The sequence below is a fragment of the Actinomadura macrotermitis genome (assembly GCF_009604375.1).
Lineage (GTDB): Bacteria > Actinomycetota > Actinomycetes > Streptosporangiales > Streptosporangiaceae > Spirillospora > Spirillospora macrotermitis.
Map to the genome: position 1 here is coordinate 39,583 of NZ_WEGH01000003.1, position 26,171 is coordinate 65,753.

The window sequence follows — 26,171 nt, forward strand, 5'->3', positions numbered from 1 at the left end:
TGCGGCCTCAGCGAGCGCATCGCCTTCACTCAGCGCCAGCCGCCGCGCGATGTTCCGGCCGGTTCGCACGGCCATCCGAGCCACGCGTTCCCATTCCGCTTTCCGCGCCAGGCGCGGGCCGCCGCGGCGGGCGGGCTCGGCCGCTCCGATGCAACCGCAGGAACGCGAACAGGCCGGGGTTCCCTGGAACCGGTCTCGCGATCAAACCTCAATCGATCATCGCGCCTCTGCGGGATCAGCTTTAGGCGCTACGGCCAAGTCCCTGCCAGAAGGTCATGCCAGCGTTGCTCCAATTCACTCCAGTCAGCAAGTGGCCGAAAATCAGGGTCGAAGAACTCGTAGAGATGCCTGGTCCGGGTGAACGGTATCCCGAGTTCCAACTGCACCTGCTGAAGGAAGCTCACCGAAGACAGCCGAAAGTCCTCTCGTGCACCAAGGTCCGCCAAGATTTCAGGGAGCCCCATCCCTCTCTCGACCATTTCCCTTAGACCCACTATCTGGTTCATCCTCCCGGCCTCCACGAACCGCTCGCCGTCACCGACGAAATCGTAATCGTCGGCGACCAGGAAGCGCAGCGTGCGACTGACCGCTTCCAGGACATCGAGCAGGTATCGCTGCCCCTTGGAGAAGGTCACCTCGAGTCCGCGCGCTCAGGCCGGTCAGCGCTGATATCACCCTGGGTTCAGCATCCTCGAAAGGCTCTTCCCATTCCTCGCTCACGTCGAGGAAGACATGCCAGTCACCTACCTTGGAGGCACCTGCTGGCGTCAACGGGCTCGATCCCATCGACGGCAGGCGATGCCGGCTCAAGGAAGTCGGTGATCCGGCGCCCCTCTTCCAGGAAGACAAAGACGCTGTTCACCGATCCACCGCCAAGGCCGACTCCTCACAAAGCGCCAGGCATCCGATCGCCTCGCGGCGGACTCATTCTCGGCGTGGCGGGCGCGAGCGGCAACGCCGATCGCCGGGGGGCCGCCGATTACGGCGTGGTGGCGGCGGGATGGCGATGGGGTGATCTTGAGCGCAGCCCATTGACAGACATGAGTGTCTGTTACACGGTGGTGGGCGTTTCGGTGGCGAGCGGAGGGTGAAGGTGAGCGAGCAGAGCACGCGCGTCCATGATGACGGGCAGTCCGCCAGGAGAGCCGCCGACGCCGCGGCAAGGGAGGGCCTCGGCCTGCATCGAGCGGCCTATCCGGCGAAGCAGGCGCCGCCGCTGAACCCGAGTGCCCGGATCATCGGGGCCGTGGTGCTCGCACTGGGGGCCGTGGGCGTGCTCGCGCTGTTCCTGTCGGGGCAGAGCGTGCCGGCGGTCATGCTCGCCGTTCCGGTCGGGGTCGCGACGTTCGTGTACGTCATGTCGTGGCCTCGTCCCACCGGGTACGAGGGCGCGCGCCTCGACCTGTTCGAGCACGGGCTCACCTGTGCCATGCGCGGGGAGCTGCACGTCGTCCGCTACGACCGGACGAGCGTGCTGCAGGACATCGTCCGGCACACTCAGAGCGGCATCACCTCGTACACCTACACACTGACCGACACCGGCGGGCGGCGGTTCCACCTGACGGGGATGTTCACCGCCCCCGACGAGTGGGGGCCGGCGATCCAGCAGGGCGTCACCACCGCCCAGCTGCCCCGGGCCGTCGCCGCGCTCCGGGCGGGCGAGCGGCTGACCTTCGGCGACATCTGGCTGACGGCGCGGGAGGTCGGCTCCGGCCAGAAGGGGGTGCCGTGGGCGCAGGTCCAGGACGTGAAGATCCATGACGGGGTGGTGCGGATCAAGGTCGCCGGGCGGTGGCGCGCCCTGACCACCGCGCTGGTGCGGTGGACGCCGAACTTCTTCGTCTTCCTCACCCTCGCGCAGCGGCTGCGGGAGACCGAGGAGAGGTGACAGGGCGGGTCCCCGCGCCGCGGGGGCCCGCCCTGGGGTAAGCGGTCAGACGACGTTGAGCGGGAGCAGCTTGCGGCCGGTCGGGCCGATCTGGATCTCGGTGCCCATCGTCGGACAGACGCCGCAGTCGTAGCAGGGCGTCCAGCGGCAGTCCTCGACCTCGGTCCCGTCGACGGCCTCCTGCCAGTCCTGCCAGAGCCACTCGCGGTCCAGGCCGGCGTCCAGGTGGTCCCAGGGCAGCACCTCGACCTCCTCGCGCTCGCGGACGGTGTACCAGTCCAGGTCGACCGGCTCATCGGCGAGCCCCTTGGCGGCGCAGGCCGTCCAGCGCTCGTAGGAGAAGTGCTCGGTCCAGCCGTCGAAGCGGCCGCCGTCCTCCCAGACCGCGCGGATGACCTTGCCGACGCGGCGGTCGCCGCGCGACAGCAGCCCCTCGATCACCGACGGCTGACCGTCGTGGTAGCGCAGGCCGATGGCGCGGCCGTACTCCTTGTCGCCGCGCAGCGCGTCCTTCAGCGCCTTCAGCCGGCGGTCCACGGTCTCGTGGTCGCACTGGGCGGCCCACTGGAACGGGGTGTGCGGCTTCGGCACGAACCCGCCGATGGACACCGTGCAGCGGATGTCGCGGCGGCCGGTGGCGTCGCGGCCGGCCTGGATGACGCGCTTGGCCATCCCGGCGATGGCGAGGACGTCCTCGTCCTCCTCGGTCGGCAGCCCGCACATGAAGTACAGCTTGACCTGCCGCCAGCCGTTCTCGTAGGCGGTGGTGACGGTGCGGATCAGGTCGTCCTCGGAGACCATCTTGTTGATGACCCGACGCATCCGCTCCGAGCCGCCCTCGGGCGCGAAGGTGAGGCCCGAGCGGCGGCCGCCGCGGGAGAACTCGTTGGCGAGGGTGATGTTGAAGGCGTCGACCCGGGTGGACGGCAGCGACAGCGAGGTGTTGGTGCCCTCGTACTGGTCGGCCAGGCCCTTGGCGACGTCGCCGATCTCGGAGTGGTCGGCGCTGGACAGGCTGAGCAGGCCGACCTCCTGGAAGCCCGACTCCTTCAGCCCGGTCTCCACCATCTCGCCGATGGTGGTGATGGAGCGCTCGCGGACCGGGCGGGTGATCATCCCGGCCTGGCAGAAGCGGCAGCCCCGGGTGCAGCCGCGGAAGATCTCCACGCTGAACCGCTCGTGCACCGTCTCGGCGAGCGGGACCAGCGGCTTCTTGGGGTAGGGCCAGGCGTCCAGGTCCATGACGGTGTGCTTGGCCACCCGCCACGGCACGCCGTGCCGGTTCGGCGCGACCCGCTGGATGCGGCCGTCGGGCAGGTAGGTGACGTCGTAGAACCTCGGCACGTATACGCCGCCGGACGCGGCGAGGCGGAGCAGCAGCTCGTCCCGGCCGCCCGGCGCGCCCTCGGCCTTCCACTCGCGGATCACCTCGGTGATCGCCAGCGCGATCTCCTCGCCGTCGCCGAGGACGGCGGCGTCGAGGAAGTCGGCGATCGGCTCGGGGTTGAACGCGGCGTGGCCGCCCGCGAGCACGATCGGGTGCTCGTCGGTGCGGTCGGCGGCCTCCAGCGGGATGCCGGCCAGATCGAGGGCCGTCAGCAGGTTGGTGTAGCCGAGCTCGGTGGAGAACGAGACGCCGAACACGTCGAACGCGGCGACCGGGCGGTGCCCGTCGACGGTGAACTGGGGGATGCCGTTGTCGCGCATCACCTGTTCCATGTCGGGCCACACCGAGTAGGTGCGCTCGGCCAGGGTGCCCTCGCGCTCGTTCAGGATCTCGTAAAGGATCTGCACGCCCTGGTTGGGCAGCCCGACCTCGTAGGCGTCGGGGTACATCAGCGCCCACCGGACCTGCGCCGAGTCCCAGTCCTTGACCTGGGAGTTCAGTTCGCCGCCGACGTACTGAATCGGCTTCTGCACGCGCGGGAGCAGCGGCTCCAGACGCGGGAAGATCGACTCAACAGGCATGACGAGGGCCTCCAAGGGTGGGCTGTGGGAGATAGACCCTCCACAGTACCGCCGCCGCGCCGGCGGCCGGTCAGTCGAACGGCCGGCGCCGCACGTGCACGGCCTGCAGCAACCCGAAGGCGATCATGTTGGCGAAGGTCGCCGAGCCGCCGTAGGACACGAACGGCAGCGGCAGGCCGGTGATCGGCATGATGCCGATCGTCATCCCGATGTTCTCGAACGTCTGGAACGCCAGCCAGCACACCACGCCGCTCGCCACCAGGGTGCCGAACAGGTCGGCGGCCTGGGTGGCGATCCGCATCCCGCGCCACAGGATCACCGCGAGCAGCAGCACGATCGCGGCGGCGCCGAGGAAGCCGAGCTCCTCCCCCGCGACGGTGAAGATGAAGTCGGTCTGCTGCTCGGGGACGAAGTGCCCGCCGGTCTGCTCGCCGTTGAACAGCCCCTTGCCCGACATCCCGCCCGAGCCGACCGCGATGAGGGCCTGCCGGGCGTTGTAGCCGGCGCCGCGCGGGTCGGCCGAGGGGTCCAGGAACGCGGTGAAGCGGGCGATCTGGTAGGGCTTGAGCAGGCCGAGGAGCAGCACCAGGGCCGCCGTCGCGATGCCGCCGCCGACCAGCCCGACCAGCCACCGCTTGGGCGCGCCCGAGATCGCCAGCATGCCGAGCACGACCGCGATGAACACCAGTGTGGTGCCGAGGTCGGGCTGCAGCATGATCAGCGCGGCGGGGAGGGCGGTCAGCCCGAGCGCGAGCAGCACGTCGCGGCGGCCCGGGCCGACCTCGCCGTCGCGCGGCTCGCCGAGGATCATGGCGAGCAGCACCACCAGGCCGACCTTGGCGAACTCCGAGGGCTGCACCTGGAAGCCGCCGCCGAGCACGATCCACGAGTGCGAGCCGTTGATGGTGGAGCCGAGCGGCGTCAGCACCGCGAGCAGGCCGACGCAGGCGAGCCCGTACAGGATCGGCACGTAGGCGCGCAGCAGCCGGTAGTCCAGCACGGTGGTCAGGCCGCCGAGGCCGAACCCGATCACCAGGTTGAGGATGTGCCGCTTGACGAACGCGTCGGGGTCCTTGCCCTGCTCGGTGAGCAGCGGGAAGGTCGCCGAGCGCACCAGCAGCGCGCCGATCACCGACAGCGCCAGCACCGCCAGGAGCATCGTCCCGTCCAGGCGGCGCAGGCCGGCCAGCGCGCGCCGCCAGGCCGGGAGTCCGGTGGCGTACCCCTCGACCGTTCCGATGGTGTTGTTCATGGGCTGGTCCCGTTGCTGTCGAAGCGCACCTTGGGCAGCCCGGACGGCAGCTCGCCGTTCTTCAGGATGGGCTCCTTGCCCTTCGCGCCGTACATCGCCTCGTAGATCTCCCGGACGGCGGGCGCGGCGGTCGAGGCGCCGGTGCCGCCCTGCGCGACCATGGCCACCACCGCGAAGTGCGGATTGCTCACCGGGGCGAACGAGGCGAACCAGGAGGTGTCGTCCTTGCCGAAGACCTCGGCGGTGCCGGTCTTGCCGGCCACCTCGACCCGCTTGAAGTCGAACCCGGCGAACGCGCCGCGCGCGGTGCCCTCCTTCGGCACCCCGGCGAGGCCGCCGCGGATGTAGGCCAGCACCTTGGGGTCGACCGGCAGCTTCTGCGCCGGCGGCGCCTGGATGCGGCGGGCGAGCGTCCCGTCCGGCCGCATCACCGCCTGCGCGAGCCGCGGCACGACCAGGCGGCCGCCGTTGGCGAGCGCGGCGTAGGCGCGGGCGAGCTGCAGCGGCGTGACCAGCACGTCGCCCTGCCCGACCGACAGGTTCGCCGCGTCGCCGGCGCGCCACACGTAGCCCTCGGTGCAGTTCTCGACGGCCATCGCCTTGAGGTAGGCGGCGCGGGCCGGGTCCTCCTTCTCCACCTGCGGGTAGCCCGTCTTGGCGGCCTTGCAGTCGGAGTCCTTGGTGGAGTTCCAGTAGCTCTTCTTCCAGCCGCGGTCGGGGATGCGGCCGCTGACCTCGCTCGGCAGGTCGATGCCGGTGCGCGACCCGAACCCCCACTTGCGGGCCATGTGGGCCATCGGGTCCTTGGGGTTCTGCTTCGGCTTCATGCCGCCGTCGCGCAGCCACTCCTCGTAGGCGAACCGGTAGAAGATCGTGTCGCAGGAGACCACGAGCGCGGTGTGCAGGTTCATGTCGCCGTGGCCCTGGCCCTCGAAGTTGCGGAAGGCGCGGGCGCCGACGTTGAAGGAGCCGGGGCAGGAGTAGGTGCCGTGCAGGTCGTAGCCGTCGGCCACCGCCGCCGACACCGAGGAGATCTTGAAGGTGGAGCCCGGCGCGAACTGCCCCTGGGTGGCGCGGGAGATGAGCGGCTCGCCGTTCTTCTTGCCGAGCAGCGCGTCGTACTTGTCCTGGGAGATGCCGCCGGTCCACACCGACGGGTCGTAGGTGGGGTAGCTGGCCAGCGCCACCACCCCGCCGGTGCGCACGTCCAGCACCACCGCGGCGCCGGCGTCGGCCCGGTGCCCGGCGGTGCGGGCGCTCTTGATGGCGTTCTGCAGCGCCTTCTCGGCCGCGCCCTGCACCTGCGCGTTCAGGCTGGTGACCAGGTTGCCGCCGGGCACCGGGGGACGCTCGTGCGCGGTGCCGGTGACGCGGCCCTGGCTGTCGACCAGCACCCGGCGCAGGCCCGGCTCGCCGCGCAGGTCGGCGTCGTAGCTGCCCTCCAGCCCGTCCCGGCCGACCAGGTCGACGCCGCTGTAGCCGGTGACGCGCAGCCCCTTGCTGCGGTCCATCTCCTCCTGCGTGATCGGCTGCAGGTAGCCGATGGTCTGCGTGGCGGTCGCGCCGGACGGCGCCGGGTACTCCCGGACGGCCTGCAGCTGCGCCGAGACGCCGGGGAACTCCTCCTGCCGCTCCATGATCTGCAGGGCGCGCTTGGGGTCGGCGCGGTCCTCCACCGGGATCGGCTGGAACGGCGAGCCGGGCCAGCACGGCCGCTGCACGGCCGGGGCGCACAGCCGGGTCTTCAGCTCCAGCGCGGCGCGGGTGGTGCCGAGCACGCCGGCGAGCCGGTCCAGCACCGCCCGGCCCCGGTCCTTCTGCCGGGACAGGGTGGTGCGGTCCACCGAGATCACCAGCGCGGTGCGGTTGCGCGCCAGCGGGCGGCCCTGGTCGTCCAGGATCAGGCCGCGCACCGCTGGCACGACGATGTCGCGGGTGCGGTTCTCGGCCGCGACCTGCCGGTAGTGCGCGCCGCCGAGGACCTGCAGCGTCCACAGCCGGCCCAGCAGGACCAGGATCATCGCCGCCACCAGCACGTACAGCACCATGAGCCGGAAGTGGGTGCGCGGGTTCACCGGGTCGTTCCCCGGCCGGCCATGGCGCGGTAGCGGGCGACCGGCAGGGCGAAGCGGTCCCTGCGGCCGCGCTCGCCGCGCTCGTAGCGGCGGGTGACGCGCAGCACCGACCACACCACGAACGGGCTGGCGACCACGTCGTACAGCACCTGCAGCGGCACCATCCGCGCCACGATCGTCCAGTTCGCGCGCGGGTCGCCGAGCAGCATGCCGGTCAGCGCGTACAGCACGGTGCCGGCGAGGGCGCCGATCGCCACGGCCAGGAACGGCACCATCGACTGGCGCTTCATCTCGCCCTCGGCGAGCCCGCACGCGTACCCGATCAGGCAGTACACCAGCGCGTACCGGCCGAGGGTGTGGTCGGCGGGCGGGATGATGTCGGCGGCCAGGCCCGCGCCGAACCCGGCGACCACGCCGGTCAGCGACCCGTTGACCAGCGCCAGCGCGACCACGGTGAGCAGCACCAGGTCGGGCGTGACGCCGCCGGGCAGCGGCAGCCGGTTGGCGACCGACACCTGCAGGATCAGCGCCACGACGACCACGACGACGGCGGTGAGGTTGCGTCCGACCGGCGACGGCTCGGGCGGGTTCAGCATGACTAGTCCCCCTGGTCCGGCTTCTTTGACGGCTTGGCGCTCGGCGACGGCGACCCGGACGGCGACGCGGACGGCGAGGCCGAGGGCGTCGGCGACGGCTTCGGCCTGGGGGGCAGCACGCCGTCGCGCGGGTCGGACTTCGGCGGTGCGACGACCACCGCGACCACGTCCAGGCTGGTGAACGCCGCGAACGGGCGCAGGTAGGCCACGCGGGTCAGGCCGCCCTCGGGCCGGCCGATCCGCTCGACCACCCCGATCGGCACGCCCGGCACGTAGGGCCGTTCGCCCTGCGAGCCGAGCGTGACCAGGCGCTGCCCGACCCGCATCGGCGCGTTGGCGTCCAGCAGCTGGAACCGCAGCGGGGTCTGGCCGCCGTTGCCGAGGCCGCGGCGGCCCCGGCCCTGCACGACGCCGATCTCGCGGGAGTCCTCCAGCCGGGCGCCGACCGTGGAGGTGACGTCGGTGGCCAGCAGCACCGTCGCGGTGGCCGGGCCGACCCGGGTGACGCGGCCGACCAGGCCGTCCGCGCTCATCACGGTCATGTCGGCCCGCACGCCGCTGCGGCTGCCGGCGTCGATGGTGACGGTGTCCTCGAAGCCCTGCCCCGCGGAGATCACCTGCGCCGCGACGATCTTGTAGCCGCCGATGCCGGCGGTGCCGAGCAGCCGGTCGAGCTGCCGGGCCCGGCCGGCGTCCAGCCGGCCCGACCGCAGCTGCTCGCGCAGCCGCTGGTTCTCGCGTTCCAGCCGGTCGGCCCGGCGCCGCTCGCCGGGCGCGTCGGTGATCGCGTCGAAGCTGTTGCCGACGGGCCGCACCACGGCCGCCGACGCGCGTTCCACCGGGCCGAAGACGGCCGCCCCGACGCTGCGCAGACCGCGCAGCGGGGAGCCGTCACCACCCCGGTAGTCGACTGTGATCATCACGAGCGCCACCACGAGCAGCACACCGAGGACCGTCCGGGTCCGCCGGGTGTCCTTCACCCACCGACCTCCCGTTTCCTAGAGCGAGGGGGGGTGATTCAGTGCCGCGACTCGGGGACGAGCACCTGGCGCAGCGAGTCGAAGTCCTCCACGCACTTGCCGGTGCCGAGCACCACCGAGTCCAGCGGATTGTCGACCAGATGGATCGGCATCCCGGTCTCCTCGCGCAGCCGCTCGTCCAGGTGCTTGAGCAGCGCGCCGCCGCCGGTGAGGGCGATGCCGCGGTCCATGATGTCGCCCGACAGCTCGGGCGGGCACTTGTCCAGCGTGGTCTTGACGGCGTCCACGATCGCGTTGACCGGCTCCTCGATCGCGCGGCGCACCTCCTCGGCGGAGATGACCACGGTCTTGGGCAGCCCGGACACCAGGTCGCGGCCGCGGATCTCGGCGTGCGGCTCGTCCTCGCCGCCGGGATAGGCCGACCCGATCGCCATCTTGATCTCCTCGGCGGTGCGCTCCCCGAGCATCAGGGAGTACTCCTTCTTGGAGAACGAGATGACGGCCTGGTCCAGCTCGTCGCCGCCGACCCGGACCGACTGGCTGGTCACGATGCCGCCGAGCGAGATGATGGCCACCTCGGTGGTGCCGCCGCCGATGTCGACGACCATGTTGCCGGTCGGCTCGTAGACGGGCAGCCCGGCGCCGATGGCCGCGGCCATCGGCTCCTCGATGATGTACACGCGGCGGGCTCCGGCCTGGTAGCCGGCCTCCTTGACCGCGCGCTGCTCGACACCGGTGATACCGCTCGGGACCGCGACGACGATGCGCGGTTTGGCGAAGTGCCGGCGCTTGTGCACCTTCTGGATGAAATAGCGCAGCATCCGTTCGGTGACGTCGAAGTCGGCGATGACACCGTCCTTGAGCGGGCGGACGGCGACGATGTTGCCGGGCGTGCGGCCGATCATCCGCTTGGCCTCGATGCCCACCGCCACGATCTTGCCCGTGTTGGTGTTGATGGCGACTACCGAGGGTTCGTTCAGGACGATGCCGCGCCCGCGCACGTAGACCAGTGTGTTGGCGGTGCCGAGATCGACCGCCATGTCACGGCCAAGAAAAGACAGCTTGTTACCCATGAAGAAAGGAGGCCCTTCATGTTGGCGGGCGTGCAGAGCGGCGTGTCCATCGTAACGTGCCCACACCTCCCAAGGCAGACACCCCGCCGCCGGAACGCGATCAAAAAACACCGGCTCAGCAGGGGTTGTTTGCATAAAAGACACGCGGGCCGGAAGATCCGGCCCGCGTGTCCCGCACAACGACCAACGTGATGCCCGCCCACCGCGCCCTGCGAAAGAGCCCGGGCCCGCGGTTCACCCCGCAGGGGTCCGGGGGCGTGGGGTCGCCCCCGCAGGGTCAGAGCTCGGGGAAGAACAGCTTGATCTCGCGCTCGGCCGAGTCGGGCGAGTCGGAGCCGTGCACGATGTTCTCGCCGATCTCCAGGGCGAAGTCGCCGCGGATGGTGCCGGGGGCGGCGGCGACCGGGTCGGTGGCGCCGGCCAGCGCGCGGAAGGCCTCGATGGCGCGGGGGCCCTCGGCGACCAGCGCGACCAGGGGGCCGCCGGTGATGAACTCGACCAGCTCGCCGAAGAACGGGCGGGCGGAGTGCTCGGCGTAGTGCGCCTCGGCGGTCTCGCGCGGCAGGTGCTTCAGCTCCAGCGCCACGAGCTTCAGGCCCTTGCGCTCGATCCGGGAGACGACCTCGCCGACGATGCCGCGGCGGACACCGTCGGGCTTGACCAGGATAAGAGTGCGCTCGGACACGGGTGTTTCTCCTCAGACAGGTGGATGAGAGTGGCGCGCGCCCCGCCGTGGGCGGGGGCGTGGCCGCGGGCGGCCGGCGCACCTTCGCGGACGGAGTTTACCCATCCTGTGGCGCCGGAGCCGCCGCGGCGGGGTGCCGCGCGCCGGTCCGGGCGCAGACGGCGGCGAGCAGCCCGGCCGTCACGCCCGCCGCGACCAGCCACATGCGGTATCCGGCGGTCAGCGCGTGGGCCTGCTCGGCGACGGTTTCGGGGCGGACGCGCTGCAGCCGTCCCATCTGCAGTGACAGCACCATCAGCTGTCCGGTGAGCAGGGCGGGGAAGCAGAGGGCGAGGCCGAACAGGGCGGCGGCGACGCCGGTGTCGCGCAGGGCGGCGGCGAGCGTGACGCCGAGGCCCGCGCCGAGTGGCAGCAGCGGGAGCACCGTCAGCGCGGACGGTCCGGTGGCGGCGGTGGCGAGCGCGAGCAGCACCGCCGCCACGATCAGCCCGTGCCCGGTGAGGACGGCGCCGCGCAGGGCGGTGTGCGGCAGCCGCACGGTGAGCAGCGCGCCGAGCAGCGCGGCCGCGCCGCCGGCGGCGAACGGCAGCAGCGGTGCCCAGGCCGCCCCGTCCTGGGTGAGGCCGGCGAGCGGACCCGCCACCGGGTAGCCGAGCAGCCCGGCGGTGAGCATCGCCGGGGCGCAGCCGTGCGGGCTGCCCGCGATGGCGTCGCCGCCGCCGGCCAGCGCGAGCCCGGCGAGGGCGACCAGCGTGATCGCCGCGACGGCCAGCTGCCCGCCCGGCGACCAGCGGTGGGCGGCGAGCACCGCCAGGAACGCGAGGCCGGCGGCGGGCACGATCGGCAGCACGAGCAGGCCGCGTTCGGCGTGGCGGAGCGCGGACAGCGGCGGCGCGGCGGTGGTGCGCGCCGCCAGGCAGGCGAGGGCGGCGGCGACCGCGGCGGCGGCGGGCCACGGCAAGGGCGCGAGGGCGGTGTGCCAGTCGGTGCCGTGCCCGCCCGCCGGGACGGCGCGCAGGGCGAGCGGCATCGCGGTGAGCAGCGCCGCGGCGAGGGTGCCCGCCCAGACCGCGGCGAGGAGGCGGCTGCGGCGTTCCCATACCAGGACCAGGGTGGCGGGCAGCGCGAGCCCGGCGCCCGCGCCCTGCGCCGCGCGCACCGTGCCGGCCAGCGCGACGGAGTCGGCGAGCGGGGCGGCCAGCACACCGCCGAGCAGCAGGGCCAGCCCGGCCAGCAGCGTCAGGCGGGCCGGGAGGCGGCGGGCCGCGACGGCCCCGGCGGGCACCGCCACCACCAGCGCGGGCAGGGTGAGGCCGGACGCGCGCAGCAGCGCGCGCCGGCCGGCGTCGTCCAGGCCGAGCCGGGCGCCCGCGTCCGCCAGCACGTTCAGGCTGGTGTCGGGGAGCGCCAGCGCGATCGCGGGCAGCGCGGTCAGGACGAGCAGCGCGGTGGCCAGCGCGGCGGCCCGGCCCGGCGCGCGGGACGGGTCCGGTGGTTCCGGGAACGCCGCCGGCGGCGGTTCGGGCGGGGACTCGGCGTGGGAGGACACCGCGCTCTCCTTCGGAGGCTGCCGTCCGCCGTCACAATTGCCCGGATCGAGCAATTAATGCGAATTGCCGATATCGGCGGGCGGAACTTCGGACCGTCCCCGGGAATTTAGCGCGCCTGCGCCTTTTCCGCCTTGCGTCCGAGCCAAATGGAACCCGCCCACAGCACCCCGAAAAGAATGCCGAGCCCGAACATGGTCGGCACCATGAACCCGGTCGCGATGACGGCGACCTGCAGCACCGACCCGGCCGCCACCCCCCACGGGAACCGCAGCAGCCCGGCCATCAGCACGCAGACGACCGCCAGGCCCCCGCACACCAGCCCGGCCAGGCCGCCGTCCACCTTCAGCACCGCGACGGCCACCGGGATGGCCAGCGCGATCACGATCGCCTCGCACACCAGCACGGTGGCCAGCAGCGCGCGCGGGCCCCTCACCTGCGCCCCTCCACCCGCAGCAGCGTCCGGGCGTCGCCGACGGTGACCGTCGAGCCGGCGATCAGCACGCCCGCGCCCTGGAACTCGCCGGTCTCCTCGGCCAGGCCGATGGCGCGGTCGATGGCGTCGTCCAGGCGGTACTCGGTGTGCACCCGCTCCGGCCCGAAGATGCCCCCGGCCAGCTCGGCGAGCTCCTCGGCCGGCATCGAGCGCGGCGAGGAGTTGCGGGTGACCACCAGTTCGGCCAGGACGGGCTCCAGCTGGTCCAGCACGCCCGCGATGTCCTTGTCGGCGGCGGCGGCGAACACCCCGACCAGCCGGGTGAAGTTGAACGACTCGGTGATCGTGGCGACGGTCGCGGCCATCCCGGCCGGGTTGTGCGCGGCGTCCAGCACCACCGTCGGGCCGGTCCGCACGACCTCCAGCCGGCCGGGCGAGGCCGACTTGGCGAACCCGCTGCGCACGAGCGCCGGGTCCAGCTGCCCCTCGCCGCCCTCGTGGTACTCCTCGCCGGGGGCGATCCGGGTCGCCGCCTCCAGGTTGGCCTCCCCCTGGGTCGGGGCGCCGCCGGCGAACGCCTCCACTGCGGCTAGGGCCGTCGCGGCGTTGCTCGCCTGGTGCTCGCCGAACAGCGGCAGGAAGATCTCCCCGTAGGCGCCGTGCAGGCCGCGCAGCTCGATCTGCTGGCCGCCGAAGGCGACCTCGCGGCTCAGCACGCCGTACTCGATGCCCTCGCGGGCCACCGCGGCGCCGGTCTCGGCGACCCGGCGCAGCAGCACCTCGGCCGCCGCCACCGGCTGCTGGGACAGCACCGCGACCGCGCCCGGCTTGATGATCCCGGCCTTCTCCCCGGCGATCTCCTCGATCGTGTCGCCCAGGTAGGCGGTGTGGTCCAGGCCGATCGGGGTGACCACCGCGACGACGCCGTCGGCGACGTTGGTGGCGTCCCAGGTGCCGCCCATGCCGACCTCGACGACGGCCACGTCCACCGGCGCGTCGGCGAAGGCGGCGAAGGCCATCGCGGTCAGCAGCTCGAAGAACGACACCCGGCCGGCGCCCTTGGCGTCGACCAGCTCCGCGTAGGGCAGCACGTCCTGGTAGGCCTCGACGAAGCGCTCCTCCGAGAGCGGCTCCCCGTCGATCGCGATCCGGTCGCGCAGCGTGGTCACCTCGGGGCTGGTGAACAGCCCGGTGCGCAGCCCGCGCTCGCGCAGCAGCGCCTCGATCAGCCGGGCGGTGCTGGACTTGCCGTTGGTGCCCGACACATGGACGACCGGGTAGGCGCGCTGCGGCTCGCCCAGCACGTCCACCAGATCGCGGATCCGGTCGAGGGTGGGGTCGATCTCCCACTCCACGCCCCGGCTCATGATCGCGCTCACGGCGCCGCGGTAGTCCAGCGGCTCGGTTGACTGGTTCACGATGCTCCATGGCTGCGGAAATTGGCCCTCGCCAGCCTACTCTCGGTGCTCACAGGCCTCGCACCACCCTGCGGAACCGCCGGAAGGACAATGGACACAGCACTGCTGCGCGATCCGAGGGGGCGGACGAGTGAGCGGGGACGAGGTCTTCTTCCGGGAGTGGGAGGCGCGCGGTCCGGGAGACCGGCGCAGCGTGCAGCGAGCGCGCGCGCTGGCCGGGCGGTTGGACGTGCTGGATCCGGGGCGTCCAGTCCTCACCGTCGTCGGCTCCAAGGGCAAGGGCACCGCGGCGACCTACGCCTCGGCGACGCTGGCGGCGGCGGGGCTGCGCGTGTGCACGGTGACGAGCCCGGGGCTCCGCAACGCCCGCGACCGCATCCGGGTGGACGGCCGGGCCGTCACGCCCGGTGAGCTGGCCGGCCTGGCCGGGCGGCTCGCCGACGCCATGGACGCCCTGCCCGCCCCGGCCGGCGGCTACCTGTCCCCCGCCGGGCTGTTCACGCTGGCGGGCCTTCTGCACGCGCGGCAGGCGGGCGCCGGCGTGCTGGTGCTGGAGGCCGGGATGGGCGGCCGCTCCGACGAGGTCTCGCTGTTCCCGCCCGCCGTCGCCGCCGTCACCCCGGTCTTCCGCGAGCACATCGGCGTCCTCGGCGACACGGTCGGTGAGATCGCCGCCGAGAAGGCCGGGGTCGTCGCGCCCGCCACCCGCGCGGTGCTGTCGGCGCCGCAGACCGGCGAGGTCGCCGGGGTGCTCGCCGAGACCGTGCGGGGCATCGCGGGCCTGCCGGTGGAGACGGCGCCGCCCGGCGGCGTCCCCGCGGACCTGCTGCCGGCCGGCCTCGCCCGCGCGGCCGCCGAGCTCGGCCACGCCGCCGCGCTGCGCCTGCTGGAGGTGTGCCGGATCCCGGTCCCGCCCGCCGCGCGGGTGCGCCAGGTCCTCGGCACGCTCACCCTGCCCGGGCGGCTGTCCTGGCATTCCACGGCGGACGCCGAGGTGCTGGCGGACGCCGCGATCGACCGCGCCGGGATCGCGGCGGCGCTCGCCGCCGCCCGCGCCCGCTGGGGAGGGATCGACCACGTCCTGGTGTGCCTGCCCGACCACAAGGACGTGGACGGGGCGATCACCGAGCTGGCCGGGCTGCCCGTCACCTTCGTCCGGCTGCCGCAGGCGCACCTGCGCTTCACCCGGCCGCTGCCGGCGGACTGGCGGACGGTCGACGCCGCCGACCTGACGCTGGACGGCCTCGGCCGCCGCGTGGTCGCCCTCGGCACGGTCTATTTCATCGGGCTGGTGCTGGAGCTGGCCGACGCCGACACCGAACGGCTCTTCTCCCCCTAATGCCGCTTCTCCACCGCCGCGCGGAACTTCGGCAGCAGCTCCGACAGCTCGCCGGGCCGTGTCCCGCGCGCCGGGACGTTGGAGGCGAGCACGCCGTAGGAGCCGTCGGTCGCCCACACGCAGTACAGGTGGACGCTCGCCAGCACCGCGAACCGGCCGCACACCGCCTGCCCGCCGGGCGCGCCGGGGTCGGCGCGGTGCTCGGTGATCACGGTGCGGGGACGGAGCCGCTCCAGGAACGCGGCCGGATCGCCGATCGCGCCCGTCCCGCCCACGAACAGCAGGCTGCGGCCGTTCCCGCCGGCGTAGACGGCGGTCGTCCGCGGCAGGCCGGTCGCGCGAACGACGGGCGCGACGAACGGATAGGCGGCGCTGGCGACGGGCCTGTCGGGGACGCGGCGCAGGCCCCCGGCGGCTGCCGGGGCGGTGATCCGATAGCCGGGTTCGCCGCGAAGATGCACCTGAACGGCGGCACCGACCCCGGCGACCAGGACCAGGGCCTGCACCACGCCGAGCGCGACGACCAGGCCCGGCCGCCCTGCGGGCGCGGCCTCTCCCACCGGCGGCACCGGAAGGGGAACGGAGCCCGGCTCGGCCGCCGGTGGCCGCGGTGCCGGGACGGGCTGCGGCTCGCCCACCGGTGGCTGTGGTGCCGGAACCCACTGCGGCTCGTCGGTCACGACAAGGTGGGGCCCGGACGCCACCGCCGCCGGTTCCGCCGACCACCAGGGCGGTGCGGACGCGAACAGAGAGGAGGCCGGGCCTGCCGATTCGTCGTGCGAGGGTTCGGACAGCCCGGTCGGCGCATCGCCCATGGCACTCCTGGCTCGTCAGACCGTCCCGATCGGACGGATCCTAGGGTTTTGCGCCGGCGACCTCAATAGTCACGCGAGTGCGCTACCGGCCTGGGCGGGGCGACGCCGGAGACGAGCCCCGCCCAGGCCGATCGCGAAGCGATTCGCACTCGCCCAAAGCACGGTCAAGGGGCCGAGCCGCCAGGCGAGGCCCCTTGACGAGGATCAAGACAACACAGCCAGCTGCGCCTGCAGGCGCTCGATGTCGGCCTCGGCCTGGGCCAGGCGGTCGCGGTTCTTGGTGATGACGGCCTCCGGGGCCTTCGCCATGAACGCCTCGTTGCCGAGCTTCTTGCGGGTCTGCTCGACCTCCTTGCGGGCGGCCGCCAGGTCCTTGTCCAGGCGCTTGCGCTCGGCCACCACGTCGATGGCGCCGGCGGTGTCCAGGCGGACGACCGCGTCCTCGACCGGCAGCGAGGCGGTGGCGGCGAAGCCCTCGCCCGGCGCGGTCAGCCGCAGCAGCGAGCGGACCGCCTCCTCGTGGTGGGCGAGCGGCGAGCCGCCCCACTCCAGCGCGGCGGCGACCTTCTGGCCCGGCTTCAGGCCCTGGTCGGCGCGGAACCGGCGGACCTCGGTGACCAGCCGCTGCAGCGACTCCACGACCGCCTCGGCGTCCTTGTCGGCCCAGGCGTCCTCGGGGACGGGCCACGCCGCGGTGACGACGGTCTCGGCGCCGGTGAGCGACGTCCACAGCTCCTCGGTGACGAACGGGATCACCGGGTGCAGCAGCCGCAGCAGCTTGTCCAGCACCTCGCCGAGCACCCGGCGCGTCGCGTCGCCGCGCTCGTCGGCGAGCTGGACCTTGGCCAGCTCGACGTACCAGTCGCAGACCTCGTTCCACGCGAAGTGGTACAGGGTCTCGCACGCCTTGGCGAACTCGTAGGACTCCAGGTGCCCGTCGACCTCGGCGATGACGGTCTGCAGCCGCGACAGGATCCAGGCGTCGACCGTGGAGATCTCCGCCGGCATCGCGCCGCGCGTGTGCGCGCCGTTCAGCAGCGCGAACCGGGTCGCGTTGAACAGCTTGTTGCAGAAGTTGCGCGAGCCCTGCGCCCAGTCCTCGGCGACCGGGACGTCGCCGCCGGGGTTGGCGCCGCGCAGCAGCGTGAAGCGGGTCGCGTCGGCGCCGTAGCGGTCGATCCAGTCCAGCGGGTCGACGACGTTGCCGAACGACTTGGACATCTTCTTGCCGTTCTGGTCGCGGACCATGCCGTGCAGGGCGATGGTCTCGAACGGCACCACGCCGTCCATCGCGTACAGCCCGAACATCATCATCCGGGCGACCCAGAAGAACAGGATGTCGTAGCCGGTGACCAGCACCGACGTCGGGTAGAAGCGCTCCAGGTCGGCGGTCCGGTCCGGCCAGCCGAGGGTGGAGAACGGCCAGAGGGCCGAGGAGAACCAGGTGTCCAGCACGTCGCCGTCCTGGGTCCAGCCGGCCGGCGGCTCCTCGTCCGGGCCCGGGCAGGCGGTCTCGCCGTCCGGCCCGTACCAGACCGGGATGCGGTGCCCCCACCACAGCTGGCGGCTGATGCACCAGTCGTGCATGTTGTCGACCCACTCGAAGTAGCGGGGCGCCATCTCCGGCGGGTGGATCGTGGTGCGGCCGTCGCGGACGGCGTCGCCGGCGGCCCGCGCCAGCGGCTCGACCTTGACGAACCACTGCAGCGACACCCGTGGCTCGACCACGGTGGCGCAGCGCTGGCAGTGCCCGACCGAGTGCTCGTAGGGGCGGATCTCCTTGACGATCCGGCCCTGCTCGCGCAGCGCGGCGACCACGGCGGGCCGCGCCTCGAACCGGTCCAGGCCCTCGAACGGCCCGTGCGCGGTGATCACGCCGCGCTCGTCCATCACCGAGATCGACGGCAGCGCGTGCCGGCGGCCGATCTCGAAGTCGTTCGGGTCGTGCGCCGGGGTGACCTTGACCGCGCCGGTGCCGAACTCGGGATCGACGTGCTCGTCGGCCACGACCGGGATGCGGCGGCCGGTCAGCGGCAGCTCGATCTCGGTGCCGACCAGGTGCTTGTAGCGCTCGTCCTCGGGGTGCACGGCCACCGCGGTGTCGCCGAGCATCGTCTCGGCGCGGGTGGTGGCGACCACGACCTCGTCGGAGTAGCGGATGGAGACCAGCTCGCCGTCGCGCTCGGCGTGCTCGACCTCGATGTCCGACAGCGCGGTGAGGCAGCGCGGGCACCAGTTGATGATGCGCTCGGCGCGGTAGATCAGGCCGTCGTCGAACAGCCGCTTGAAGATGGTGCGGACGGCGCGGGCGCGCGCGTCGTCCATGGTGAACGCCTCGCGGGACCAGTCGACGCTGTCGCCGAGCCGGCGCATCTGGCCGAGGATGCGGCCGCCGGACTCGCCCTTCCACCGCCACACCCGCTCCACGAACGCCTCGCGGCCGAGGTCGTGGCGGGACAGGCCCTCCTTGGCCAGCTCGCGCTCCACCACGTTCTGGGTGGCGATGCCGGCGTGGTCCATGCCCGGCACCCACGCCACCTCGTGGCCCTGCATGCGGCGGCGGCGGACCAGGGTGTCCTGGATGGAGTGGTCCAGTGCGTGGCCCATGTGCAGCGAGCCGGTCACGTTGGGCGGCGGGATGACGATCGAGTAGGCGGGCGAACCTGGCTTTCTTCCCGGATCGGCGGTGAAGTAACCTGCCGATACCCAGCGCTCGTAAAGCCTGCCCTCGACGTTAGCCGGTTGGTACTGGGTGGGCAGGTCGACGTCGGCGGCGCCCGGGCCGCGCTCCATGCTGGGCTGAGTCACGGGACCGGATTCTACGGGGATCCGGACGGTGGCACGCGCCGCCTTCGGTGTGCGTCAAAGATCCAAGCCCGCCGGCCGAGCCCAGCCCCCTGCCGCTCGCCCGGCCGACCAAGGAGAGCAAGTGAGCGGTTGGAACCCCCCGCCGGCGCCCGGCGCCCCCTACGGCTACGGGGCGGCCCCCTATGGCCCGCCCCCGCGCCGCTCGTCCAACGGCTGCCTGATCGCCGGGCTCGTCGTCGGCGGCATCGTGGTGCTGTCGCTGATCGTGGTGGTGGTCCTGGTGGTGATCGGCCTGAACGCCAAGCACGAGATCTCCACCCCCTCCGTCGCGGGCGGCATGACCCGCGACACCTACACCGAGACCAAGTCGACGTCGCAGATCAGCTCGCAGCGCTCGATCATCATGCGGACCACCCTGTACCGGGCCCGCAACATCCAGTCCGCGGTCTACGGCAGCGGCTCGGAGAAGTACCTGTTCGTCGGCGGCACCGGCACCGGGTTCGACGACGACACCCTGTACTCGCGGTTCCGCTCGGCGGTGGACCTCGAGGTCGAAGGCAAGATCAACACGCTGACGCTGCCGATCTCGGACGCGGGCGGCGACGGCAAGGCCGTCTGCACCACGATCCGCAACCCGGTCACCTCCTCCAGCAGCTACTCCAGCGCCATCTGCGCCTGGGAGACCGGCACCTCGATCGGCACCGTCATGCCGGTCCCCGACGGCAGCACGCTGTCGACGTCGCGCACCTGGGACTCCACCACGGTCGCCGCGATCATGCGGCGCATCCGCGCCGACGTGGAGGACTGACGACGCAGCGGAGCGGCGAACGGTTCCCGCCGTGATCGGGACACCTGTCACCTGACACCGGGTCATCCCGCCCGCCAGGCTGGAGGCCACGGCGGAAGGAGGTGCGGGATGCGGGCAGCGCTACTGGGGCGCGCCGCCGGGCTGGCGGGCGCGTTCGCCGCGGGAGCGGCGGCCGCGCACCTGGCGAGCATCCCGCACCTGCTCCGGCTGACCTCGGACCTGCAGCGGTCCCGCGAGCGCATCCTCGCCACCCGCGAGGAGGAGCGCCGCCGGCTCCGCCACGACCTGCACGACGACCTCGGCCCGACCCTGGCCAGCCTGGCGATGTCGCTGGACGCCGCGCGGCTCACCCTCGCCGGCGAGCCCGAGCGGATCGAGCCGGTCCTGTCGGAGCTGCGCGACCGCCTGGCCGGCGCCGTCGGGGAGATCCGCGAGCTGGCCCACGGGCTGCGCCCGCCCGCGCTGGACGACCTCGGCCTGGTCGCGGCGATCGAGTCGCTCGCCGAGGGCTGCTGCGACCGGGTCGACGTCCGCTTCGACGGCGATCCCGACGGGCTGCCGGCCGCGGTGGAGGTCGCCGCGTACTGGATCGTCTCCGAGGCCGTCGCCAACATCCGCAAGCACGCGCGCGCCGCGACCGCGCTCGTCCTGCTGAGCCGCGGCGCCGACCTGCACCTGATGGTCGCCGACTCCGGCGTCGGTCTGCCCGAGCCGCTGCGCGCCCTGCCCGGCGGCGGCCTGGCGACCATGCGCGAGCTGGCCGCCGAGGTCGGCGGCGGCTGCGTCATCAACTCCCGCACCGGCGGCGGGACGATCGTCTCGGCGCGCCTGCCGCTGGCCGTTCCCCCGTATCATCGGCCCCCGAACGGAAAAGGCGGGCGAACATGACTGCAAACGGACGCGAGGCGACGAGCACCGATGCCATCCGGGTCCTCATCACCGACGACCACCCGGTCTTCCGGCAGGGCCTGAAGGGCCTGCTGCAGGCCCTCGGCGGGATCGACGTCGTCGCGGAGGCCGAGTGCGGCCCCGACGCCGTGCGGCTCGCGGCCGAGCTGCAGCCCGACGTCGTCGTCATGGACCTGCACATGCCCGGCGGCAACGGCATCGAGGCGACCCGCACCATCACCCGGACCAGCCCGCGCATCGGCGTGCTGGTGCTGACGATGTTCCGCGACGACGACTCGGTCTTCGCCGCGATGCGCGCGGGCGCCCGCGGCTACCTGCTGAAGGAGTCGGGCGCCGAGGAGATCGCCCGCGCGGTGCGCGCGGTCGCCGCGGGCGAGGCCATCTACGGCCCCGAGATCGCCCGCCGGGTGCTCACCTACTTCACCGACATGCCCGACCCGCGCCAGGCCGCCTTCCCCCAGCTCACCGAGCGGGAGCGGGAGGTGCTGGAGCTGATCGCGCAGGGCCGCAGCAACGCCGAGATCGCCGCGACGCTGTTCCTCAGCCAGAAGACGGTCCGCAACCACGTCTCCAACATCTTCATGAAGCTGCACGTCGCCGACCGCGCCCAGGCGATCGTCCTGGCCCGCGAGGCCGGCCTCGGCGAGACCACGAAGAACGCTGGTACTCCGTAAAATCCGGCCTACGGCCTCGCCTGGCGGCTCGGCCTAACCGGCTTTTTGGCGAGCGCTGCATCGCTTCGCGATCTGCAGCGGGAACCTCGCCTTCGGCTTCGGTTCCCGCTGCAGCCTCCGGACGCGCTCGCGGTGGCCGAGGTTCGTCCGGGACGAAAGTTCCGCAGATACGCGTGCAGCCCCGGCCGGATGGGCATCCGGCCGGGGCTGCACCACGTTCACACCGTCAGGCGCTCTTCTCCCGCGGTTCGCGCTTGCTGCGCTCGCGCGGCACCAGGGTGGGGTTGACGTGCTCCAGGACGGCCTCGCGCGTGATGACGACCCGGGCCACGTCGACCCGGCTCGGCACCTCGTACATGACCGACAGGAGGACCTCCTCCATGATGGCGCGCAGGCCCCGGGCGCCGGTCCCGCGCAGGATGGCCTGGTCCGCGATCGCCTCCAGGGCGTCGTCGGTGAACTCCAGGTCGACCCCGTCCAGCTCGAACAGGCGGTGGTACTGGCGCACCAGCGCGTTCTTCGGCTCGGTCAGGATGTTGATCAGCGCTTCGCGGTCCAGGTTGTGCACGCTGGTGATGACCGGGAGCCGGCCGATGAACTCCGGGATCATCCCGAACTTCAGCAGGTCCTCGGGCATCACCTCGGCCAGGTGCGCCGACGACTCGCTGAACTCGGTCTTGGACCGGATCACCGCGCCGAAGCCCATGCCCTGCTTGCCGACCCGCGACTCCACGATCTTCTCCAGGCCGGCGAAGGCGCCACCGCAGATGAACAGCACGTTGGTGGTGTCGATCTGGATGAACTCCTGGTGCGGGTGCTTGCGGCCGCCCTGCGGCGGCACGCTCGCGGTGGTCCCCTCCAGGATCTTCAGCAGGGCCTGCTGGACGCCCTCCCCCGAGACGTCCCGGGTGATCGACGGGTTCTCGCTCTTGCGAGCGATCTTGTCGACCTCGTCGATGTAGATGATCCCGGTCTCGGCCTTCTTGACGTCGTAGTCGGCCGCCTGGATCAGTTTCAGGAGGATGTTCTCGACATCCTCGCCGACGTATCCGGCCTCCGTCAGCGCCGTGGCGTCCGCGATCGCGAACGGGACGTTGAGGAGTTTGGCGAGCGTCTGCGCGAGCAGCGTCTTGCCAGATCCGGTGGGGCCCAGCAGCAGGATGTTCGACTTGGCCAGCTCGACCGCGTCGTCCCGGCCGGTGTCACCGGACTGGATGCGCTTGTAGTGGTTATAGACGGCGACCGAAAGGGCCTTCTTCGCCGTCTCCTGCCCGATGACGTAGCCGTCGAGGAACTCGTAGATCTCCCGCGGCTTGGGCAGGCTGTCCCACTTGAGGTCGGAGGTCTCGGAGAGCTCCTCCTCGATGATCTCGTTGCAGAGATCGATGCACTCGTCGCAGATGTACACGCCCGGACCCGCGATGAGCTTCTTGACCTGCTTCTGGCTCTTTCCGCAGAACGAGCACTTCAGCAGGTCACCACCGTCGCCGATGCGTGCCACCCAACTGTCTCCTTTTCGTGGGGCCGCCCGCCTGAGAGGTTGCGGCGCAGCTCGGTTGCGTCCCGAAGGCTCTCGACGTTGGATTCGACGTTACCGCCTCCAACGGACTAGGTAAGCCCCTAGGGCGTCCTACTTGGATCCCGTCCTGTCACGGCGGACAGGACCCGAGGTAGGTGCCCGGCCCGGAAGTACGACGACCGGGCCGGGGATCACCCGGATCCTTCTGCCGTCTCAGGACGACACTACCTCGGCTTTACGCTTCCTGCTGCTGAAGACGTCGTCGATCAGACCGTAGTCCTTCGCCTCGGCCGCGGTGAGGATCTTGTCCCGCTCGATGTCGTGCCGGACCTCCTCCAGGCTCTTGCCGCTGTGCTTGGACAGGATGTCCTCCAGCAGCTCGCGGATCCGCATGATCTCGCGGGCCTGGATCTCGATGTCGCTGGACTGGCCGTAGGTGCCCTCGGTCGCCGGCTGGTGGATCAGGATCCGCGAGTTCGGCAGCGCCGCCCGCTTGCCGGGGGTGCCGGCGGCCAGCAGCACCGCGGCGGCCGAGGCCGCCTGGCCGATGCAGACCGTCTGCACGTCCGGCTTGACGAACTGCATCGTGTCGTAGATCGCCGTCATGGCGGTGAAGGAGCCGCCGGGCGAGTTGATGTAGATGCTGATGTCGCGGTCGGGGTCGATCGACTCCAGCGTGATCAGCTGGGCCATCACGTCGTTGGCCGAGGCGTCGTCGATCTGCACGCCGAGGAAGATGATGCGCTCCTCGAACAGCTTGTTGTACGGGTTCATCTCCTTGACCCCGTACGTGGTGCGCTCGACGAACGACGGGATGATGTAGCGGTTGTCCAGGGGCATGGGCGTCCCGCCCGCCTGGATCTGGGGCCGGATCAGCTCGCTCACTTCAGTGCCTCCGTATGTCTTCGGGTCGTCAGGAGACGGGGCCCGCGGAGGGCACCTGGTTGGCGCTGAGCACCACGTGGTCGACCAGGCCGTAGTCCTTGGCCTCGTCGGCGGTGAACCAGCGGTCGCGGTCGGAGTCGCGCTCGATCTGGTCGAGCGACTGGCCGGTGTGTTCGGCGATCTTCTCGGCGAGCGTCTTCTTGACGTAGAGCATCTGCTCGGCCTGGATCTTGATGTCGGAGGCCGTGCCGCCGATGCCGCCCGACGGCTGGTGCATCATGATGCGCGCGTGCGGCAGGGCGTAGCGCTTGCCCGGCGTGCCCGCGCAGAGCAGGAACTGCCCCATGGAGGCCGCCAGGCCCATGCCGACCGTCACGATGTCGTTCGGCACGTACTGCATGATGTCGTAGATCGCCATGCCGGCCGTGACCGAGCCACCGGGCGAGTTGATGTAGAGCGTGATGTCGCGCTTGCCGTCGTCGGCCGCCAGCAGCAGCAGTTCGGCGCAGATGCGGTTGGCGATGTCGTCGTCGACCTGCTGGCCGAGGAAGACGATGCGTTCGCGCAGCAGCCGCTGGAAGAGCTGGTCGCCCAGGGGCAGCAGGGGCGCCTCGGCGACCCGCGCCTGGACCTGTGACGACTCGAAAGTCGGAGGCATGCTCACCGGGTGTTCCTCCGGTCCTTTAATCGGTACGGATGATTGGACATTAACGCGCCCCAGGACCCGCTTAAGCCCGCAGGGCCGCCTTTTCGCCAGGGGCGTACCCGCGCATGAACCTTCCCGCAAAGGGGACGCCCCGCATCCACCGGGTGGATGCGGGGCGTCGCGAGCCGGATGTCAGGGCGCTCAGGCGTCCTTCTTGGCGTCCTTGGCGTCCTCGGCGTCGGCGGCGGCCTCGGCGGCCGCGTTGGCCTCCTGGGCGGCCTGCGCGTCGGCCTCGTCGGCCGCGGCGGCGTCGGCGGCCGCGTCGGCGATCTCCTGCGCCTCCTCGGCCGTCTCCTCGCCGGCGGCCTCGACGGTCTCGCCCGCGGCGCCGTTCAGCTCGCGCTGCACGGCCTCGGGGTCGATCACGTTGCCGGACTCGTCCTTGATCGTGACGTGCTCGACGACCAGGTTCAGCGCCTTGCTGCGCAGCACCTCCGACACGATCGCCGGGAGCTGGTTGTTCTCGGTGAGGTACTGGGCCAGCTGCTGCGGCGCCACGCCCATCTGCATCGCCTGGGTGACGACGTACTCGCTGAGCTCCTCGTTCTCGACGTTCAGCTCCTCCTGGACGGCGAGCTGGTCGAGCACGAAGCCGCCCTTGACCGCGAGCGCGGCGGCCGAGCGGACGTCGGCGTCGAACTCCTCCTCCGACTTCTCCTCGTCGGCCAGGTAGGCCTCCTTGGTGAGGCCGGCCATCTGGAGCTGCTGGTCGAGCTGCTGGTAGCGGCGGTCGATCTCGTCCTGGACGACCTGGTCGGGCAGCGGGATCTCGACCTTGGCCAGCAGGGCCTCCAGCGCCTTGTCGCGGGCGTCGGACAGCTGCTGGAGCTTGACCTGGCGGCCGAGGCGGGTGCGCACGTCCTCGCGCAGCTCCTCGATCGTGTCGAACTCCGAGGCCATCTGGGCGAACTCGTCGTCGGCCTCGGGCAGGTCCTTGGTCTTGACGCTCTGCACCGTGACGGTGATCTCGGCCTCTTCGCCGGCCCGCTCGCCGCCGGCCAGCGGCGCGGTGAAGGTCGTGTTCTCGCCCGCCGACAGGCCGGTCACGGCCTCGTCCAGGCCCTCGATGGCCGAGCCGCTGCCGACCTCGTAGGAGTAGCCGCTGGTGGCGGCGTCCTCGACGGCCTCGCCGTCGATGGCGGCGGCCAGGTCGATGGTGGCGAAGTCGCCCTCGGCGGCGGCCCGCTCGACGGTGGTGAGGGAGGCGAAGCGCTCGCGCAGGTTGCCGAGGGTCTCCTCGACCTGCTCCTCGGTGACCTCGGCGTCGTCGACGACGACCTCGATGCCGTCGTAGTCGGGCACCTCGAACTTCGGCCGGATGTCGACCTCGGCGGTGAAGGCGAACTGCTCGCCGTCGTTCAGCTCGGTGACCTCGACGTCGGGCTGGCCGAGCACGAAGATCTCGGACTCCTCGACGGCGCGCCCGTACAGCTCGGGCAGGGCGTCGTTGACGGCCTCCTGCAGGACCGCACCCCGGCCGACGTACTTGTCGATCAGCGGGGCGGGGACCTTGCCGGGGCGGAAGCCCTTGATCCGCACCTGCTGCGAGATCTCCTTGTACGCCTTGTCGAGGTTCGGCTTGAGCTCGTCGAACGGAACCTCGACGGTGAGCTTGACCCTGGTGGGGGTCAGCTCCTCGACATCGGTCTTCACTGGGGTGTGTCTCCTTGATCGGGCGCTGTCTCGGCCGCGGCGTTCGACGCGTATCTCAGCCAGTAGATCTCTCTTGGCTCTCAGACCGGCGCGGGCATGCCGAAGAACGGCACCGCGCCATGCGCGCCAAGTCTATG

22 protein-coding genes are annotated in these 26,171 nt (G+C 71.9%); 5 read left to right on the top strand and 17 right to left on the bottom strand.

Features of this window, described 5'->3' with window-relative positions; translation table 11 throughout:
• Nucleotides 1-248: 248 nt before the first annotated feature.
• Nucleotides 249-635: a hypothetical protein gene (locus ACRB68_RS21410; protein ID WP_153535336.1), complete on the bottom strand. Its 387-nt coding sequence runs from the start codon at nt 633-635 to the stop codon at nt 249-251.
• A 458-nt stretch (nt 636-1,093) separates the two neighbouring features.
• Between ACRB68_RS21410 and ACRB68_RS21415 the strand changes: the two genes are divergently transcribed.
• A complete protein-coding gene (locus tag ACRB68_RS21415) occupies nt 1,094-1,888 on the top strand; it encodes a DUF6585 family protein (protein WP_153535338.1) in 795 nt (264 codons plus the stop codon).
• 45 nt (nt 1,889-1,933) lie between these two features.
• Here ACRB68_RS21415 and ACRB68_RS21420 read toward each other — a convergent pair whose 3' ends face one another.
• From ACRB68_RS21420 to ACRB68_RS21465, 10 genes are all read right to left on the bottom strand, one after another.
• The gene (locus tag ACRB68_RS21420) at nt 1,934-3,856 is read right to left on the bottom strand and encodes a TIGR03960 family B12-binding radical SAM protein (protein WP_153535340.1); all 1,923 of its coding nucleotides are present in this window, start codon (nt 3,854-3,856) and stop codon (nt 1,934-1,936) included.
• A gap of 70 nt (nt 3,857-3,926) precedes the next feature.
• Nucleotides 3,927-5,108, bottom strand: coding sequence for a rod shape-determining protein RodA (rodA, locus tag ACRB68_RS21425; protein ID WP_153535342.1), 1,182 nt, complete (start codon nt 5,106-5,108; stop codon nt 3,927-3,929).
• Complete coding sequence (mrdA, locus tag ACRB68_RS21430; protein ID WP_328594544.1) at nt 5,105-7,183, bottom strand: penicillin-binding protein 2; 2,079 nt, start codon at nt 7,181-7,183, stop codon at nt 5,105-5,107. Before mrdA ends, rodA begins: the two co-directional genes overlap by 4 nt.
• Nucleotides 7,180-7,779 carry a rod shape-determining protein MreD gene (gene mreD / locus ACRB68_RS21435; protein ID WP_153535344.1) on the bottom strand — a complete coding sequence of 200 codons (600 nt, stop codon included), beginning with the start codon at nt 7,777-7,779 and terminating at the stop codon, nt 7,180-7,182. Before mreD ends, mrdA begins: the two co-directional genes overlap by 4 nt.
• 2 nt (nt 7,780-7,781) lie before the next feature.
• Nucleotides 7,782-8,759: a rod shape-determining protein MreC gene (gene mreC, locus ACRB68_RS21440; RefSeq protein ID WP_328594545.1), complete on the bottom strand. Its 978-nt coding sequence runs from the start codon at nt 8,757-8,759 to the stop codon at nt 7,782-7,784.
• A gap of 38 nt (nt 8,760-8,797) precedes the next feature.
• Nucleotides 8,798-9,832, bottom strand: a complete 1,035-nt coding sequence (locus tag ACRB68_RS21445) for a rod shape-determining protein (RefSeq protein ID WP_153535346.1) — start codon at nt 9,830-9,832, stop codon at nt 8,798-8,800.
• A gap of 277 nt (nt 9,833-10,109) precedes the next feature.
• Complete coding sequence (ndk, locus tag ACRB68_RS21450) at nt 10,110-10,517, bottom strand: nucleoside-diphosphate kinase (protein WP_328594546.1); 408 nt, start codon at nt 10,515-10,517, stop codon at nt 10,110-10,112.
• Nucleotides 10,518-10,614: 97 nt separating this feature from the next.
• Nucleotides 10,615-12,066 carry a hypothetical protein gene (locus ACRB68_RS21455; RefSeq protein WP_153535348.1) on the bottom strand — a complete coding sequence of 484 codons (1,452 nt, stop codon included), beginning with the start codon at nt 12,064-12,066 and terminating at the stop codon, nt 10,615-10,617.
• Nucleotides 12,067-12,173: 107 nt separating this feature from the next.
• Nucleotides 12,174-12,500 (bottom strand): DUF4233 domain-containing protein, encoded by a 327-nt coding sequence (locus ACRB68_RS21460; RefSeq protein ID WP_328594547.1) that lies wholly within the window; start codon nt 12,498-12,500, stop codon nt 12,174-12,176.
• Complete coding sequence (locus ACRB68_RS21465) at nt 12,497-13,867, bottom strand: bifunctional folylpolyglutamate synthase/dihydrofolate synthase (protein ID WP_153537519.1); 1,371 nt, start codon at nt 13,865-13,867, stop codon at nt 12,497-12,499. The genes ACRB68_RS21460 and ACRB68_RS21465 overlap by 4 nt, the downstream gene beginning before the upstream one ends.
• Before the next feature lie 181 nt (nt 13,868-14,048).
• Here ACRB68_RS21465 and ACRB68_RS21470 point away from each other — a divergent pair, with 181 nt between their 5' ends.
• Entirely contained in the window at nt 14,049-15,257 is a 1,209-nt protein-coding gene (locus ACRB68_RS21470; protein ID WP_328594548.1) for a folylpolyglutamate synthase/dihydrofolate synthase family protein, read from the top strand.
• On the opposite strand, the gene ACRB68_RS21475 is transcribed toward ACRB68_RS21470, so the two are convergent.
• Entirely contained in the window at nt 15,254-15,817 is a 564-nt protein-coding gene (locus ACRB68_RS21475) for a hypothetical protein (protein ID WP_153535352.1), read from the bottom strand. The two genes, ACRB68_RS21470 and ACRB68_RS21475, sit on opposite strands and share 4 nt — an antisense overlap.
• 459 nt (nt 15,818-16,276) lie before the next feature.
• Entirely contained in the window at nt 16,277-18,865 is a 2,589-nt protein-coding gene (locus ACRB68_RS21480) for a valine--tRNA ligase (RefSeq protein WP_153537521.1), read from the bottom strand.
• A 136-nt stretch (nt 18,866-19,001) separates the two neighbouring features.
• Here ACRB68_RS21480 and ACRB68_RS21485 point away from each other — a divergent pair, with 136 nt between their 5' ends.
• The 3 genes from ACRB68_RS21485 to ACRB68_RS21495 all read left to right on the top strand — a co-directional run bounded on the left by ACRB68_RS21485 (nt 19,002) and on the right by ACRB68_RS21495 (nt 21,271).
• A complete protein-coding gene (locus ACRB68_RS21485; protein ID WP_153535353.1) occupies nt 19,002-19,688 on the top strand; it encodes a hypothetical protein in 687 nt (228 codons plus the stop codon).
• Nucleotides 19,689-19,796: 108 nt separating this feature from the next.
• The gene (locus ACRB68_RS21490) at nt 19,797-20,576 is read left to right on the top strand and encodes a sensor histidine kinase (protein WP_153535355.1); all 780 of its coding nucleotides are present in this window, start codon (nt 19,797-19,799) and stop codon (nt 20,574-20,576) included.
• Nucleotides 20,573-21,271, top strand: coding sequence for a response regulator transcription factor (locus ACRB68_RS21495; RefSeq protein ID WP_153535357.1), 699 nt, complete (start codon nt 20,573-20,575; stop codon nt 21,269-21,271). The genes ACRB68_RS21490 and ACRB68_RS21495 overlap by 4 nt, the downstream gene beginning before the upstream one ends.
• Nucleotides 21,272-21,497: 226 nt before the next feature.
• On the opposite strand, the gene clpX is transcribed toward ACRB68_RS21495, so the two are convergent.
• The 4 genes from clpX to tig all read right to left on the bottom strand — a co-directional run bounded on the left by clpX (nt 21,498) and on the right by tig (nt 26,034).
• Nucleotides 21,498-22,772, bottom strand: coding sequence for an ATP-dependent Clp protease ATP-binding subunit ClpX (clpX, locus tag ACRB68_RS21500; RefSeq protein WP_328594549.1), 1,275 nt, complete (start codon nt 22,770-22,772; stop codon nt 21,498-21,500).
• Between the two features lie 231 nt (nt 22,773-23,003).
• Nucleotides 23,004-23,630, bottom strand: coding sequence for an ATP-dependent Clp protease proteolytic subunit (locus ACRB68_RS21505; protein ID WP_153537525.1), 627 nt, complete (start codon nt 23,628-23,630; stop codon nt 23,004-23,006).
• Between the two features lie 73 nt (nt 23,631-23,703).
• Nucleotides 23,704-24,333 carry a ClpP family protease gene (locus tag ACRB68_RS21510; protein ID WP_153535359.1) on the bottom strand — a complete coding sequence of 210 codons (630 nt, stop codon included), beginning with the start codon at nt 24,331-24,333 and terminating at the stop codon, nt 23,704-23,706.
• A gap of 189 nt (nt 24,334-24,522) precedes the next feature.
• The gene (gene tig, locus ACRB68_RS21515) at nt 24,523-26,034 is read right to left on the bottom strand and encodes a trigger factor (RefSeq protein WP_328594551.1); all 1,512 of its coding nucleotides are present in this window, start codon (nt 26,032-26,034) and stop codon (nt 24,523-24,525) included.
• Between the last annotated feature and the right edge of the window lie 137 nt (nt 26,035-26,171).

Coding starts and splice junctions, on each gene's coding strand:
- ACRB68_RS21510 (WP_153535359.1), bottom strand. CDS start 24,333: ATGCCTCCGACTTTCGAGTCGTCACAGGTCCAGGCGCGGGTCGCCGAG.
- rodA (WP_153535342.1), bottom strand. CDS start 5,108: ATGAACAACACCATCGGAACGGTCGAGGGGTACGCCACCGGACTCCCG.
- ACRB68_RS21505 (WP_153537525.1), bottom strand. CDS start 23,630: ATGCCCCTGGACAACCGCTACATCATCCCGTCGTTCGTCGAGCGCACC.
- ACRB68_RS21480 (WP_153537521.1), bottom strand. CDS start 18,865: ATGGAGCGCGGCCCGGGCGCCGCCGACGTCGACCTGCCCACCCAGTAC.
- ACRB68_RS21420 (WP_153535340.1), bottom strand. CDS start 3,856: ATGCCTGTTGAGTCGATCTTCCCGCGTCTGGAGCCGCTGCTCCCGCGC.
- mreD (WP_153535344.1), bottom strand. CDS start 7,779: ATGCTGAACCCGCCCGAGCCGTCGCCGGTCGGACGCAACCTCACCGCC.
- ACRB68_RS21490 (WP_153535355.1), top strand. CDS start 19,797: ATGCGGGCAGCGCTACTGGGGCGCGCCGCCGGGCTGGCGGGCGCGTTC.
- ACRB68_RS21495 (WP_153535357.1), top strand. CDS start 20,573: ATGACTGCAAACGGACGCGAGGCGACGAGCACCGATGCCATCCGGGTC.
- ACRB68_RS21465 (WP_153537519.1), bottom strand. CDS start 13,867: ATGAGCCGGGGCGTGGAGTGGGAGATCGACCCCACCCTCGACCGGATC.
- ACRB68_RS21445 (WP_153535346.1), bottom strand. CDS start 9,832: ATGGGTAACAAGCTGTCTTTTCTTGGCCGTGACATGGCGGTCGATCTC.